Source organism: Pseudomonas sp. EYE_354 (assembly GCF_023148575.1).
Taxonomy (GTDB): domain Bacteria; phylum Pseudomonadota; class Gammaproteobacteria; order Pseudomonadales; family Pseudomonadaceae; genus Aquipseudomonas.
Genome location: NZ_JAHXNQ010000019.1, coordinates 38,419 through 53,809, shown reverse-complemented (window position 1 = coordinate 53,809; position 15,391 = coordinate 38,419). Strand labels below are relative to the sequence as shown.

Sequence of the window (15,391 nt, the reverse complement as noted above, 5' to 3'; positions counted from 1 at the left end):
AGGTTTGCATGTACGAGTCCCCCAGCTGGCTGCATGAGTTGTGGATCGCCCGGGACACCCTCTGGGCGGGGTTTCAGACCAGCATCTATTGCTCGGCGCTGGCGATCATCTTTGGCACCCTGATCGGCATCTTTGCCGGCCTGGTGCTGACCTACGGAAAATTCTGGATGCGTGCGCCGTTTCGTCTCTACGTGGATGTGATCCGCGGCACTCCGGTGTTTGTGCTGGTGCTGGCGTGTTTCTACATGCTGCCGGCCCTCGGTTGGCAGATCAGCGCCTTCCAGGCCGGTGCGGTCGGTCTCACCCTGTTCTGCGGCTCCCACGTGTCGGAAATCGTCCGCGGTGCGCTGCAAGCCATTCCCCGTGGGCAATTGGAAGCGGGCAAGGCGATCGGGCTGACGTTCTACCAGTCCCTGACCTACGTCTTGTTGCCCCAGGCGCTGCGTCAGATCCTGCCGACCTGGGTCAATTCCTCTACGGAAATCGTCAAGGCTTCGACCTTGCTCTCGGTGATCGGCGTGGCCGAATTGCTGCTGAGCACCCAGCAAGTCATCGCGCGCACCTTTATGACCCTGGAGTTCTACCTGTTCGCAGGCTTTATGTTCTTTGTCATCAACTACGCCATTGAGTTATTCGGGCGCTACATTGAAAAGCGGGTGGCCTTGCCATGAACCAACCTCAAACAACCGAGCCGCTGCTGAACATTCGCGGCCTGCGTAAACAATACGGCACGGTCGAAGTGCTCAAGGGTGTCGACTTGTCCATGCAGCGCGGCAACGTGGTGACCTTGATCGGCTCCAGCGGCTCGGGCAAGACCACGCTGCTGCGCTGCGTCAACCTGCTGGAGGAGTTCCAGGGCGGCCAGATCACCCTGGACGGCGAATCCATTGGCTACAGCGAGCTCGACGGCAGGCGCGTGCGGCACCCTGAGCGGGTGATCGCCCAGCACCGGGCGATGACCGGTATGGCATTTCAGCAATTCAACCTGTTCCCGCATTTGAGCGCGTTGCAGAACGTGACCTTGGGCCTGCTCAAGGTGAAGAAGATGGGCAAGGACGAGGCCGTGGCGCTCGCGGAAAAATGGCTGGACCGCGTAGGGCTGCTGGAGCGTCGCAACCACTTCCCCGGCCAGTTGTCCGGCGGCCAGCAACAGCGGGTGGCGATTGCCCGGGCGATTGCGATGAACCCCAGCCTGATGCTGTTCGACGAAGTCACCTCGGCGCTTGACCCGGAATTGGTGGGCGAGGTGCTCAGCGTGATCAAGGGCCTGGCGGAAGAGGGCATGACCATGTTGCTGGTCACCCACGAAATGCGCTTTGCCTATGAGGTCTCGGACCAGATCGTATTCATGAACCAGGGGCGTATTGAGGAGCAGGGCTCGTCGAAAGACATCTTCGAACGGCCGCAGTCGCCGCGCCTGGCGGAATTTTTGAAGAACATTCGTTTTTAATCAGGAGCATTTTTTATGAGCATTACTCGTTACGGCGCCGGCAGCACCGCCGGTGGCGGCCAACCCCGTCCTTTCGCCCGTGCGGTGGAAGCGGACGGCTGGCTCTACGTCTCGGGCCAGGTGCCGGCAGTGGACGGTGAAATCATTACTGGCGGCATCATCGAACAAACCCGGCAGACCATGCGCAATGTGGTGGCGATCCTCGAAGAAGCCGGTTACGAACTCAAGGACGTGGTGCGCGTGGGCGTATGGCTGGAAGACCCACGAGACTTCTGGAGTTTCAACAAGGTGTTCGGTGAGTACTTCACCCCTGAGCACGCGCCTGCGCGCGCCTGTGTACAGGCGAACATGATGGTCGATTGCAAGGTGGAGATCGATTGCGTGGCCTACAGGAAAAAGGGCTAAATGCCCTGATTTGAATGCTGCACAAGCGCCACTACGGCAGCTGTGCAGCATGACCACTATGACCGGACCGACACCGCCATGACCGAAGACACCATCAAGCGCCGCGCCAAAGGCCTGGACCGAGCATTCGATATCCTCGACTTTCTCAAGGAAGTCGGCCAACCCCTGCGCCCGAATGATATTGCCAGCGGCATCGGCAGCCCCAAGTCCACTGTGTATGAATTGGTCGCCTCCCTGCTGGAGCGGCGCATCCTGGAAACCGTGGGCAAGGACGGTCACGTGTACCTGGGTCGTCAGCTGTACTTCCTCGGCCAGGCGCACCTGCGTCATTTCGACCTGACCCGCGAGGCCGACCACGCCTTGCAGGAGATCGTCAGCCAGACCCACGAGACCGCGCAGATGTGCCTGCTCAACGGGCGCAAATACACCGTGGCGCTGATGCGCGAGGGTGAACGGCACTTCCGGATTTCATCGGACATCGGCGAAAACGCGCCCATTCCCTGGACCGCCTCGGGGCGCCTGTTGCTGGGGCACTTGAGCGATCAGCAGATCGTTGACCTGATCGATCACGACGATTTCATCCTGCCGGACGGCCAGCGCCTGGCGCTGGACACTTTTCTGGCGCAAATCCGTCAGGCCACCCTTGATGGGTTCTTCTCCTTCGACAGTGTGGCCGACACCTTTACCCATTGCTTCGCCGCTCCCGTGCGGGACGCGCAAGGCATCAGCATTGCGACCCTGTGCATCGTCGCCCCGCGGGCCGATGCGCTGAAAAACTACAACGACTATCGCCGGGTGTTGATCGAAAGCGCCAACAACCTCGCCCGCCGCATCAACGAATAGGAGTTTTCATGTCTGCCCTCAATGCCGTTGAAAAAGGCGCAGCCGCCGTCGGTGCCCATTTGGTCCGCGACGTCAGCCTGCCGGCCCTGGTGCTGCATCGCGAGGCGCTGGAACACAACATCCGGTGGATGCAGGATTTCGTCAGTAACAGCGGCGCCGAACTGGCACCCCACGGCAAAACCAGCATGATGCCGGCGCTGTTTGAGCGTCAGATCGCCCAGGGCGCCTGGGGTATTACCCTGGCCAACGCCGTGCAGACCCGCGCCGCCTATGCCGGTGGTGTGCGTCGTGTGTTGATGGCCAACCAACTGGTGGGCGCGCCTAACATGGCGTTGATCGCCGAATTGCTGGCCGACAAGGATTTCGATTTCCACTGTATGGTCGATCACCCCGATAACGTCGCCGACCTGGGCCTGTTCTTCGCCGCCCGTGGTCTGCGCCTGAACGTGATGATTGAATATGGCGTGGTCGGCGGCCGTTGCGGTTGCCGCAGCGAGCAGGAGGTGCGCGACCTGGCTCGCGCCATCAAGGCCCAGCCGGCCCTGGCCCTTACCGGTATTGAAGGTTACGAAGGCGTGATCCATGGCGAACACGCCATCAGCGGGATCCGCGACTTCGCCGCCAGCCTGGTGCGCCTGGCGGTGGACCTGCAAGACACGGGCGCGTTCGACTTGCCCAAGCCGATCATCACCGCATCAGGCTCGGCCTGGTACGACCTGATCGCCGAGTCCTTTGAAGCGCAGAACGCCGCCGGCCGTTTCCTCAGCGTGTTGCGCCCCGGCAGCTACGTGGCCCATGACCACGGGATTTACAAAGACGCGCAGTGCTGCGTGCTCGACCGTCGCAGCGACTTGAGCGAGGGCCTGCGCCCGGCGCTGGAAGTCTGGGCCCATGTGCAATCGTTGCCCGAGCCGGGTTTCGCGGTGATCGCCCTAGGCAAACGCGACGTCGCCTACGACGCCGGTTTGCCGGTGCCGCTCAAACGCTACAAGGCGGGCATCGTGCCGGCGCAAGGCGATGACATGAGTGCCTGCAAGGTCACGGCGGTGATGGACCAGCACGCGTTCATGGTCGTGGCGCCAGGGGTTGAGCTGCGCATCGGCGACATCATTTCCTTCGGTACTTCCCATCCGTGCCTGACCTTCGACAAATGGCAGGTCGGCTGCCTGGTGGATGAAGAGTTGCGGGTGATCGAGTCTTTGCATACCTGCTTCTAGACCGCGTCGTGGCCAGCACAGATCACTCGGAGGCTCAGACATGAACAGCAATCCCCGCATCGCCCTGATCGGCGAATGCATGATCGAACTGCAACACCGCGCCGATGGCAGCCTGCAGCAAAGCTTTGGCGGTGACACCTTGAACACCGCGGTGTACCTGCGCCGCGAGTTGGGCGATATCGGCCACGTCGACTACGTCACGGCCCTGGGCGACGACCGTTTCAGCGACGCGATGTGCCAGCAGTGGGCGGATGAAGGTCTGGGGCTGGATAGGGTCCAGCGTCTGCCCGGACGGTTGCCGGGTTTGTACTGCATCCAGACCGACGCCAACGGCGAACGCAAATTCCTGTACTGGCGCAACGAGGCCGCCGTACGCGACTGTTTCACCACCCCGGCGGCCGCACCGATCCTGGCCGCATTGCCGGCGTATGACGTGCTGTATTTCAGCGGTATCACTTTGGCGGTATTGGGGGCGATTGGGCGTGAGCGCCTCTTGCACAGCCTGACCGAAGCGCGTCGGCGTGGCGCCAAGGTGGTGTTCGACAACAACTATCGGCCACGCCTGTGGGCGAGTGTCGAGGCAGCGCGCGCGGCGTATGAGGCGGTATTGGCCGAGGTGGATATCGCCTTGTTGACCGAGGACGACGAGTTGGCCTTGTTTGGTTACGCCGACAGCGAACAGGTGTTTGCGGCGTATCCGGCGATCACCGAAGTGGTGCTCAAGCGTGGCGCGGATGCGTGTCTGATCCGCTGCCATGGCGAGCGCTTTGCCGTGCCGGCGCTAAAGGTCGAACAAGTGGTGGACACGACGGCGGCGGGGGATTCGTTCAGTGCCGCGTATCTGGCCAGTCGGCTCACGGGCGGTTCGCCAGAAGAGGCTGCGCTGGCGGGGCATCGGTTGGCGAGCCGGGTGATTCAGGTGCCGGGCGCACTGATTCCCAGAGGGTGAGTGAATGGCCCCAAGTCACCAAAAGGTCCTCGCCCCCTCAATCCCGGTAAAACACCTGCACCAGGTGATACCCGAACTTGCTCTTGATCGGCCCGTGAACCACTTTTACCGGTTTTTTGAAGATCACCGCATCAATCGCCCCGACCATCTGCCCGGGCCGCACTTCGCCCAAGTCGCCGCCACGCTTGCCGGACGGGCAGGTGGAGTACTTCTTGGCCAGCACATCAAAGGCCTCGCCCTTGGCGATGCGTTGTTTGAGCTGTTCGGCTTCTTCGCTGGTTTTCACCAGAATATGACGGGCTTGGGCTTTCATTGGGCTCTACCAGGTGTGCGACGGCGCGCGATTATGCCTGAACGGGTGGGGCAACGCTGATCATGCTGCGGATTTTAGTCGCCAGCAGGTCAATGGAAAACGGCTTGGCCACCATGTCCATGCCGTCCTCCAGGAAGCCTTGGCGCTCGGCGGCTGTTTCGGCGTAACCGGTCATGAACAGCACCTTGAGGCCCGGACGATGCTGGCGGGCGATTTCCGCCAGTTGCCGGCCGTTCATGCCGGGCAGGCCCACATCGGTGACCAGCAGGTCCACACGCAGATCCGACTCCAGCAGCGGCAGGGCCGTGCGTGAGTCCGCCGCCTGGTGTGCGGTGTAGCCGAGTTCGTCGAGCACATTGACCACCAGCATGCGCACCGCCGGGTCGTCCTCGACCACCACCACAGCTTCACCGGCCAGGGCTACCGGCGCTTCGCCGAGGCTGGCGGGCAGTTCGCTTTCCAGCGACGTGCCGTGCAGGCGCGGCAGGTACAGGCGCACACAGGTGCCCTGGCCCGGCTCACTCTGGATGGTCACGTGGCCGCCGGATTGTTGAGCGAACCCGTAGATCATCGACAGGCCCAGGCCGGTGCCCTGGCCGATGGGTTTGGTGGTGAAGAACGGGTCGAATGCCTTGGCCAGGATCTTCGGCGCCATGCCACTGCCGTTGTCGCTCACGCCAAGCATTACGTAGTCGCCGGCCTTGACCGGCTCGAGGGTGGTGATGTCGGTGCCGTCGAGGTAGCTGTTGGCAGTCTCGATCAGCAGTTCACCGCCGTCCGGCATCGCATCGCGGGCATTGATCACCAGGTTGAGCAGGGCGTTTTCCAATTGGCTGGCGTCGGTGTTGACCGGCCAGATGTCGTGGCCCAGTTGCACCTTAAGGTTGATATGCGCACCTTTGGTGCGCTGGAACAGCTCTTCCAGAGAGGCTACCAACTGGTTCGGGTCGAGTGGGCGACGGTCCAGCGACTGGCGCCGCGAAAATGCCAGCAGGCGATGGGTGAGGGCGGCGGCGCGATGCGCCGAGGACACCGCAGCATCGGTAAAACGACCGATGTCTTCACTGCGCCCAGCGGCGATGTAGCGCTGCATCAGGTCAAGGCTGCCGATAATCCCGGTGAGCATGTTGTTGAAGTCATGGGCGATGCCACCGGTGAGCTGACCCACCGCTTCCATTTTCTGCGCATGGCGCAAGGCATCTTCGGCGCGTTCGCGCTCGAACATCTCGTTTTGCAGACGCTGGTTGGCCTCGGCCAATGCATGGGTACGCTGTGCCACACGCTCTTCGAGGTTTTCGTTGAGGTGGCGCAGGGCCTCTTCGGTGAGTTTGCGTTCGGTTTCATCGTTCACAAAAATGTAGAAGCCATTCACCGAACCGTCATTGCTGAAGCGCGGCAGGTATTTCATCAGCGCATGGCGCGAACGCCCATCGCGATGCGGGGCAATGGTCATGAAACTGCAAGCTTTGCCGTTGAGCGCGGCGGCGATCATGTCTTCACGCTCAGCGTACGCCTCATCGCCGAGTACCTCGCGGATGGTCTTGCCGTACAGCTCCTGAGGCGTCATGCCGAACCACTCAAGGTAGGCGCTGTTGTTGAGGCGAAAGCGCTGCTCGTGGTCGACGTAGCCGATCAACACCGGCATGGCGTTGATGATCAACTGCAACTCGGTCTGGCTTTGGCGCAGGGCCTGCTCGGTGTGCTTGCGCTCGGTGAGGTCCAGCGCGGCGCCCAGGAAACGCGCGGGGCGACCCTGGTGATCCTTGTAGCAGCGACCACGGGCAAACACCCAGCGCACTTGGCCGTCGGCTTGCTGCAGGCGGTATTCCTCAGCGTACTCAGTGCCATGGGTGATGCAATGCTTGATGCTGCGCGCCACCGTGCCGCGGTCTTCCGGGTGCACGCCGTGCAGGTAGTCGCTGATGGGCAGCAGGCCGGCGTTGCTGGGGTCGACGCCGTGCAGGTAGGCGAAATGGGCGTCGGCGATAAAGCGGTCTTCGCCGATATCCCAGTCCCAGGTGCCCACCGCATCGGTCGCCGCCAGTGCCAGTTGCAGGCGTTCTTCAGTGTTGTGCTGGGCCTTGAGGCTGTCTTCGGAGCGCTGTTGCAGTTCGAGGGTCTTGCGGCGGCGTTCGTTGGTTTCGATGGCGGTGACCAGAATGCCGGCCACCGATCCGCGTTCGTCGCGGATTGGGCTGTAGGTCAGGTCGAGCCAGATCTCGGTGTCGCAGTGATTGCGTTGCAACACAAAGCGCTGCTCGCTGAACGTGCGGACCTGGCCCGTGAGCACCGCCTCGTAGACCGGCGCGGTAAAACTTTCCAGTTCCGGCCAGGTCTGGTGCGCCGGTTGGCCCATGGCCTCGGGGTGCTTGTTGCCGGCCAGCCGTGCGAAGCCATCGTTGTACAACTGGGTGAGGTGTTTGCCCCACAGCAGGAGCATCGGCATCGGCGAGTGAACCACGATGTCCACGGCTGTGCGCAGGCTTTGCGGCCAATCGTTGGCCTCACCGAGGGGGCTTTGCGCCCAGTCCAGCCGTGCAATCAATGCAGCGGCTTCGCTACCGGTGGATGTTCCCTTCATAAAAAGCCCTGAGCGTAACGCTTTGAAATATGACAAAAGCCGATTATCCCGCGAGGGGGAATGGCTGACTACCCCTCGAAAAATAGCACGCATTGGCGGTTTGTCTTCAAATGACGGCTGCAGAGCTGAAACCTTTCATCTTTAAGCCAGTTCCGGACGGTCGCGAAACGCCTCCAGAGCCTGCGGGTTGGCCAGCGCATCGGTGTTCTTCACCGGCTCGCCATGCACCACGTTGCGCACCGCCAATTCGACGATCTTGCCGCTGATGGTGCGGGGTATATCGCTGACCGCCAGGATCTTGGCCGGCACATGGCGTGGCGTGGTGTTGGCGCGGATCACCTGGCGGATCTGCTGCTCCAGCGCGTCATCCAGGGTCACGCCGTCATCCAGGCGCACAAACAGCACCACCCGCACATCGTCCTGCCAGCGTTGGCCGATGGCCAGGCTTTCCAGCACTTGTGGGACTTTTTCCACCTGGCGGTAGATCTCCGCCGTGCCAATGCGCACGCCGCCGGGATTGAGTACCGCGTCGGAGCGCCCGTGAATCAACAGGCTGCCGTTGGGGCGTTGTTCGGCGTAGTCGCCCTGGGCCCACACGCCGGGGAACTGGCTGAAATACGAGGCGCGCAGTTTTTGTTGCTGAGGGTCGTTCCACAAGCCAATGGGCATGGCCGGGAAGTGCCGCGTGCACACCAGTTCGCCTTTTTCACCGATCAGCGGCCGGCCCTGGTCGTCCCACACCTCGATCGCCATGGCCAGGCTCTTGCACTGCATCTCGCCGCGCCGCACCGGCAGCACCGGATTACCGATCACAAAGCAGGAGACGATATCGGTGCCGCCGGACATCGACGACAAACACAGCTCACCCTTGATCTCGCGGTACACGTAGTCGTAGCTCTGGGGCGACAGCGGCGAACCGGTGGAAATCAGCCCCTTGAGGCTGCTCAAGTCATGGCTCAGGCGCGGTTGCAGCCCGGCCTTTTCCAGGGTGGTGAGAAATTTGGGGCTGGTACCGAACACGCTGATCTTTTCGGCATCGATCAGGTCGATCAAGCGTTCCGGGCCGGGGTGAAACGGCGAGCCGTCATACAGCACCGCCGTGGCGCCGATGGCCAGCACCGACACCAGCCAGTTCCACATCATCCAACCGCAGGTGGTGTAGTAGAACAGGCAGTCCTCGCGGGACAGGTCGGCATGCAGGCCGTGTTCCTTGAGGTGGGTGAGCAGCACACCGCCAGTGCCGTGGATGATGCACTTGGGCACACCGGTGGTGCCGCTGGAGTAGAGAATGTACAGCGGATGGTCGAACGGCACCGCGACGAATTGCGGCTCACCGCCGGGTTGGTAAAAGTCGCTCCACAGCGCCACCTTGGCGTGGGTGTGATAGTCCTCCACCCGTGCCTCGGGCCGCGTATATGGCACCACAATCAATTGCTCCAGGGACGGCAACCGTTCGAGGATTTCATTGAGCTTGGCGCTTTGGTCGATGGTTTTTCCGGCGTACTGGTAACCGGCGCAGGTGATCAGCACTTTGGGTTCGATCTGGCCGAAACGATCGATCACGCCCTGGGTACCGAAGTCCGGCGAGGAACACGACCAGATCGCCCCCAGGCTGGTGGTGGCGAGCATGCCCACCAGTGTCTGCCAGGTATTGGGCATGCAGGCGGCGACGCGGTCGCCCTGGGCCACACCGGCAGCCCGCAGGCCGCGCTGCAGGCCGGCGACGTGCGCGGCCAGTTCGGCGTAGGAGAGTTGCTCGCGTTGGCCGTCTTCGCTGATGGCCACCACGGCCGGATGCCCGTCACGGCGGCGCAGCAGGTGTTCGGCGAAGTTCAGGGACGCACCGGGAAACCACTGTGCGCTGGGCATTTGGGTACCTTCGATCAGCGCCTTGATGGGCGGGCTGCGAAAGTGCACGTCGAAGAAGGCGACGATGGCCTGCCAGAAGTCCGGGCGCTGGTCGATGCTCCATTGGTGCAGGGCTGGGTAGTCATTGAGCTGCACGCCATGGCGATCATTGATAAAGCGCCGGAACTGGTCCATCCGCGTGTGACGGATGCGTTCGGGGGAGGGTTGCCAGAGGATTTCGGACATCAGCAAGGTCTCTTATTCTTGTAAACATCTAGCTGTCAACATAGCTCAACGGTGGGAGCGAGCATGTCCCTTCCCACAGTAGAGCGTCGGCGTCCGGTTTTATTGTGCCAGCCAGCCGCCGTCGATATTCCACGCAGCACCGCGCACCTGGCGGCCCGCTTCGCTGCACAAAAACAGCACCAGTTCACCCAACTGCGGCGGCGTGACGAATTCCAGTGATGGCTGCTTCTGCGCGAGCAAATCGTGCTGCGCCTGTTGCGGGTCCACCCCCGTGGCGATGCGATCATCAATCTGCTTTTGCACCAGCGGCGTCAACACCCAGCCTGGGCAGATCGCATTGCAGGTCACATTGCTGGTGGCCGTCTCCAGGCCTACCACTTTGGTCAGCCCGATCACCCCGTGCTTGGCCGCTACATAGGCCGCTTTGCCCACCGAACCGACCTGACCATGCACCGAGGCGATGTTGACGATACGTCCCCAGCCCTTGGCCTTCATGCCTGGCAGGCTAAGGCGCGTGCTGTGGAACACCGAGGACAGGTTGATGGCGATGATCGAGTCCCAGCGCTCCGCAGGGAAGTCTTCGACGGCGGCCACGTGCTGGATGCCGGCGTTATTGACCAGAATGTCCACGCCACCGAATTCGCGCTCGGCATAGGCGATCATGTCGGCGATCTGCGCCGGGTCACTGACGTCCGCCGGGTGATGACCGACCTTGCCGCCAAACGCCTGCACCTGGGCGATCACCGCGCTGGCGTCGCCAAAGCCGTTGAGGACCAGATTGGCGCCGGCTTTCGCCAGGCTCAGGGCGATGCCCAGGCCGATGCCGCTGGTGGAGCCGGTGACCAGGGCGGTCTTGCCGTTCAATGTTGTCATGCAAACCTCACACAATGCCGGTGGCGTAGAAAGTACCGATTACCACGAACACCGCAAGGGTCTTGATAATCGTGATGCCGAAAATGTCTTTGTAGGCTTCGCGGTGGGTCAGCCCGGTGACCGCCAGCAGCGTGATCACCGCGCCGTTGTGGGGCAGGGTGTCCATGCCGCCGCTGGCCATGGCGGCCACCCGGTGCAGCACTTCAAGGGGGATATTGGCCGCATGGGCCGCCGCAATAAAACTCTCGGACATGGCCGCCAGCGCGATACTCATGCCGCCGGAGGCGGAACCGGTGATACCGGCCAGCAGCGTCACGGTGATCGCTTCATTGACCAACGGGTTGGGGATGCCCTTGAGCCAGTCCGCCAGCACCAGAAAGCCCGGCAGCGAGGCGATCACCGCACCAAAGCCGTACTCCGACGCGGTGTTCATCGCCGCCAGCAGTGCACCGCTGACCGCACTTTTACTGCCCTCGGCCAACTTGCTTTTGATCGCCGAGAAGCCGAACACCAGCACCACGATAATCCCCACCAGCAACGCCGCCTGCACCGCCCAGATCGCCGTGAGCTTGGCAATGTCGGTGGTTACCGGCGTGCTCATGCCTGGCAGGCTGAGGCTGTGGGTCTTGCCATACCACTGCGGTATCCAGTGGGTGAACAGCAGGTTCATCAGCCCCACCAGAATCAACGGCGACAGCGCGATCCACGGGTTGGGCAGGGTCAGGTTCTCGGCGGTTTCCGGCTCGTTGCGCAGCTCGGTGCCGTAGCCTTCACCCGCTCGCTGGGCTTTGTTGCGTTGGCGTGCCAGGTAGAGCATGCCGGCGCAGAACACGAAGACCGTGCCGATCAAGCCCAGCCACGGCGCCGCCCAGGCGGTGGTGTTGAAGAAGGTGCTGGGGATGATGTTCTGGATCTGCGGCGTGCCGGGCAATGCGTCCATGGTGAACGAAAATGCGCCGAGGGCGATGGTTGCCGGAATCAGCCGCTTGGGGATATTGCTCTGGCGGAACATCTCCGCTGCGAACGGGTACACCGCAAACACCACCACAAACAGCGACACGCCGCCGTAGGTAAGCAGGGCGCAGACCAGCACGATCACCAGCATTGCCTGACGCGTGCCGAGCAAACCGATTGCGGCGGCCACAATGGACCGCGAAAAGCCCGACAGCTCAATCAGCTTGCCGAACACCGCGCCGAGCAGGAACACCGGGAAATACAGCTTGATAAACCCGACCATTTTCTCCATGAACACCCCGGTAAACGCAGGGGCGACGGCGGAAGGGTCGGTGAGCAGGACCGCGCCGAGGGCGGCGATAGGGGCAAACAGGATAACGCTATAGCCACGGTAGGCAGCCAGCATCAACAGCGCGAGAGCTGCCAGGGCAATGATCACACTCATGGTGTGTCTCCAGATGGGATTGTTATTTTTGTGGGTGGTGCTGTGGGAAAGGCTATAGCGAGATACGTGCCATATCTTCAAAGTATTGAAAAATATGGAAATTTTAAGGGCTGACAAACAAAGATTCAGCACGTATCTCTTTTTTGAGACAAGCCAAGATCAAATATGAGAGGGCGCAAGGCCCTAATGAAGCGCTGTTATTCAGCAGATCTGCTTTTCGCGCCTGACTTTTCCCAAGCAAGCTCGCGCTCAAATATATGTCTCTTTATAGAGATAGTGGTCTCTTATGTGAGACTAGGCGATGCCCAGTGCAACCATTTTCTTATAGAGCGTCGACCTGCCCAGCCCCAACCGCCTGGCCGCTTCCACCACATTCCCCTCACATTCCCTGAGCGCCGCGCCAATCACCTGCCGATCAAACCGCTCCCGCGCCGCCGCGAACGTCTCGCCTTCTACCGCCGCCACGGCACTGCCACGCGCCACCGGAGTGAACGTGCCAATCGCCGCGCGAATCTCCCCGGCATTCAACACCAGGTCATCACTCAACAACGCCGCGCGCTCCAGCACATTGCGCAACTCGCGGATGTTCCCCGGCCATGCATGCTGCGCCAACAGTGTCAGGGCTTCCTGGTCCAGCTCATGCCGGCTGTTCAGGTCTTCGAGGATCGCTTCGCTCAACGCCGGAATATCTTCCAGACGCTCGCGCAGCGGGGGCACCTGGATCGGCAGCACATTCAACCGGTAATACAGGTCGGCGCGAAACTCACCGCGCTTGATCGCCGCTTCCAGGTCCATGGACGTGGCCGCGATCACCCGCACATCGCTGTGCAGCATTTCGTTGGAACCTACCGGTTCGAATTCCTTCTCCTGCAACACCCGCAGCAGTTTGCTTTGCAACGGCAGCGGCATATCGCCGATTTCATCGAGGAACAGGGTGCCGCCCTGAGCGATCTGGAATTTGCCGGGACGGCCTTTGCGGTCGGCGCCGGTGAACGCGCCCGGTGCGGTGCCAAAGAACTCGGCCTCCAGCAAGTCGTGGGGAATGGCCGCGCTGTTGATGCTCACAAACGCTTTGTGCGCCCTGGGCGAAGCCCCATGAATGGCCTGGGCCAGCAACTCTTTGCCGGTACCGGTTTCACCGAGCAGCAGCACCGGCGACTCGGCACTTGCACTGCGTCGCGCCCGGCGTTTGACGTCGAGGCTGGCGGCGCTGGTGCCGATAAAGTGCGCAAAGTTGTACTTGCTTTGGCGTTTACGCAGCAGCGAGCGGGTAGAGGCCAACTCCTGCTGCATGCTCAGGTAGCGTTCGATCAGCGGCGACAGGTTGCGCAACTCATCGAACAGCGCAAACCCAATCGCCCCGATCACCGCGCCCGCGTCGTCATGGATCGGCAGGCGCATCACCACCAAGGGGCCTTTGGGCGTGTCCTGGATATCCAGCAGAATCGGCAGATCGCTGCGCACCACCTGGCGCAACAGACTGTTGGAGATCACTTGCTCGCACGGTTGGCCGATGGCTTCTTCGGCGCTGTTAAGACCGAAGCGCTTGGCGTATCGCTCGTTCATCCACACGATATTGGCGTCGCGGTCGACAATCACCGTGCCTTCGCTGGACTGCTCGATGATCTCGAACAGCGACTGGATGGCCAGGCCGCGAACCTGCTGGTAGTCGCTGAGGCGGGTGCTCATGTCGACAGTCCGCACGCTGCAGTCAGCAACTCCCGAGTGTAGGGATGTTGCGGTGACTCAAAGACATCGTGGCTGGCGCCGCTTTCCACCACCTTGCCGTCCTTGATCACGATCATGTCGTGGGCCATGGCACGTACCACTGCCAGGTCATGGCTGATGAACAGGTAGGTCAGGCCGTATTTTTCCTGCAGTTCGCGCAACAGCGCGACCACTTGTTTCTGCACGGTGCGGTCCAGCGCGGAGGTCGGCTCGTCCAGCAGCATCAGCGCCGGCTTGAGCACCAGGGCGCGGGCGATGGCGATGCGTTGGCGCTGGCCGCCGGAAAACTCATGGGGGTAGCGATGGCGGCTGGCGGGATCCAGGCCCACATCCTTGAGCACCTGGATCACTTGTGCATCACGGTCGGCCAGGCTGCACGGCGCATGCACTTCGAGACCTTCGCTGATGATCTGCTGCACCGACATACGCGGGCTGAGGCTGCCGTAGGGATCTTGAAACACTACCTGCATTTGCTTGCGCCATGGACGCATTTGCTGGTGGTTCAGTGGGTCGAGGGCTGCGCCCTGGAAACGGATGCTGCCGCTGGAGTCGATCAAGCGCAAAATCGCCTGGCCCAGGGTGGACTTGCCCGAACCTGATTCACCGACAATGCCCAGGGTCTTGCCGCGCTGCACGCGCAGGCTGATGCCGTCCACCGCGCGCAAGTACGTCTTGCGCTGGAACAGCCCGCCGCCAAGGGGAAACTGCACGGTCAGGTCGTTCACTTCCAGAACCGTCTCACGCGGGTCGCTGCACAGCACATCGCCCGACGGTTCGGCGTCCAGCAACAATTGGCTGTAGGGGTGTTTCGGCGCGGCAAACAAGGTCTCGCAGTCGGCCTGCTCGACAATCTCGCCGGCACGCATCACGCACACCCGCTGGGCCATGCTGCGTACCAGGTTGAGGTCGTGGCTGATCAGCAGCAGCGACATGCCCAGGCGTTGTTGCAGGGACTTGAGCAGCAGCAGGATCTTGCGCTGCACGGTCACGTCCAGCGCGGTGGTGGGTTCGTCGGCGATCAGCAATTCCGGTTCGCAGGCCAGGGCCATCGCGATCATCACCCGCTGGCGTTGGCCACCGGACAGCTGATGGGGGTAAGCCTTGAGGCGCTCCTTGGGGTTCTGGAGGCCCACCAGTTCGAGCAGTTCGAGAATGCGCGCCTGCGCGGCCTTGGCGCCCAGCCCCTTGTGCAGCAACAGGGTTTCGCCGATTTGCTTTTCGATACTGTGCAGCGGGTTCAGCGAGGTCATCGGCTCCTGGAAGATCACCGCAATGCGGTTCCCGCGCAGCTTCTGCAACGTGGCGGCCGGTGCACCGATCAACTCCTGGCCGCGATACTTGATTGAACCGGTGGTGTGGGTGCCGGCCTCGGGCAGCAGTTGCAGGATCGAATGGGCCGTGACCGACTTGCCCGATCCGGACTCGCCCACCAGCGCCAGGCACTCGCCGGGACGCACGTCCAGGCACAGCTTGTTGACGACGGTCTGGCCGCTGAAGGCGACGCTGAGGTCGCGGATTTCGATCAGGTTCATCGGGATT

General features: G+C 62.1%; 13 protein-coding genes. 6 read left to right on the top strand and 7 right to left on the bottom strand.

Annotation, left to right across the window (positions count from 1 at the left end):
* Nucleotides 1-8: 8 nt before the first annotated feature.
* From KZX66_RS22680 to KZX66_RS22655, 6 genes are all read left to right on the top strand, one after another.
* A complete protein-coding gene (locus KZX66_RS22680) occupies nt 9-671 on the top strand; it encodes an amino acid ABC transporter permease (RefSeq protein ID WP_248083472.1) in 663 nt (220 codons plus the stop codon).
* Entirely contained in the window at nt 668-1,450 is a 783-nt protein-coding gene (locus KZX66_RS22675) for an amino acid ABC transporter ATP-binding protein (RefSeq protein ID WP_248083471.1), read from the top strand. Before KZX66_RS22680 ends, KZX66_RS22675 begins: the two co-directional genes overlap by 4 nt.
* A 15-nt stretch (nt 1,451-1,465) precedes the next feature.
* A complete protein-coding gene (locus KZX66_RS22670) occupies nt 1,466-1,855 on the top strand; it encodes a RidA family protein (protein ID WP_124433008.1) in 390 nt (129 codons plus the stop codon).
* Nucleotides 1,856-1,933: 78 nt separating this feature from the next.
* Nucleotides 1,934-2,698 carry an IclR family transcriptional regulator gene (locus tag KZX66_RS22665; protein ID WP_248083470.1) on the top strand — a complete coding sequence of 255 codons (765 nt, stop codon included), beginning with the start codon at nt 1,934-1,936 and terminating at the stop codon, nt 2,696-2,698.
* A gap of 8 nt (nt 2,699-2,706) precedes the next feature.
* Nucleotides 2,707-3,915: an amino acid deaminase gene (locus tag KZX66_RS22660; protein ID WP_248083469.1), complete on the top strand. Its 1,209-nt coding sequence runs from the start codon at nt 2,707-2,709 to the stop codon at nt 3,913-3,915.
* Between the two features lie 40 nt (nt 3,916-3,955).
* Complete coding sequence (locus KZX66_RS22655; protein WP_248083468.1) at nt 3,956-4,864, top strand: sugar kinase; 909 nt, start codon at nt 3,956-3,958, stop codon at nt 4,862-4,864.
* Nucleotides 4,865-4,901: 37 nt separating this feature from the next.
* On the opposite strand, the gene KZX66_RS22650 is transcribed toward KZX66_RS22655, so the two are convergent.
* From KZX66_RS22650 to KZX66_RS22620, 7 genes are all read right to left on the bottom strand, one after another.
* A complete protein-coding gene (locus tag KZX66_RS22650; RefSeq protein ID WP_003174397.1) occupies nt 4,902-5,177 on the bottom strand; it encodes a peptidylprolyl isomerase in 276 nt (91 codons plus the stop codon).
* A 31-nt stretch (nt 5,178-5,208) separates the two neighbouring features.
* Nucleotides 5,209-7,758 (bottom strand): PAS domain-containing sensor histidine kinase, encoded by a 2,550-nt coding sequence (locus KZX66_RS22645; RefSeq protein WP_248083467.1) that lies wholly within the window; start codon nt 7,756-7,758, stop codon nt 5,209-5,211.
* A gap of 141 nt (nt 7,759-7,899) precedes the next feature.
* Nucleotides 7,900-9,852, bottom strand: coding sequence for an acetoacetate--CoA ligase (locus tag KZX66_RS22640; protein WP_248083466.1), 1,953 nt, complete (start codon nt 9,850-9,852; stop codon nt 7,900-7,902).
* Between the two features lie 99 nt (nt 9,853-9,951).
* Nucleotides 9,952-10,725 carry a 3-hydroxybutyrate dehydrogenase gene (locus KZX66_RS22635; RefSeq protein ID WP_248083465.1) on the bottom strand — a complete coding sequence of 258 codons (774 nt, stop codon included), beginning with the start codon at nt 10,723-10,725 and terminating at the stop codon, nt 9,952-9,954.
* 7 nt (nt 10,726-10,732) lie between these two features.
* Nucleotides 10,733-12,124 (bottom strand): GntP family permease, encoded by a 1,392-nt coding sequence (locus KZX66_RS22630; RefSeq protein WP_248083464.1) that lies wholly within the window; start codon nt 12,122-12,124, stop codon nt 10,733-10,735.
* A gap of 294 nt (nt 12,125-12,418) precedes the next feature.
* Complete coding sequence (locus tag KZX66_RS22625; protein WP_248083463.1) at nt 12,419-13,813, bottom strand: sigma 54-interacting transcriptional regulator; 1,395 nt, start codon at nt 13,811-13,813, stop codon at nt 12,419-12,421.
* Nucleotides 13,810-15,384 carry an ABC transporter ATP-binding protein gene (locus KZX66_RS22620; RefSeq protein WP_248083462.1) on the bottom strand — a complete coding sequence of 525 codons (1,575 nt, stop codon included), beginning with the start codon at nt 15,382-15,384 and terminating at the stop codon, nt 13,810-13,812. Before KZX66_RS22620 ends, KZX66_RS22625 begins: the two co-directional genes overlap by 4 nt.
* Nucleotides 15,385-15,391 lie beyond the last annotated feature (7 nt).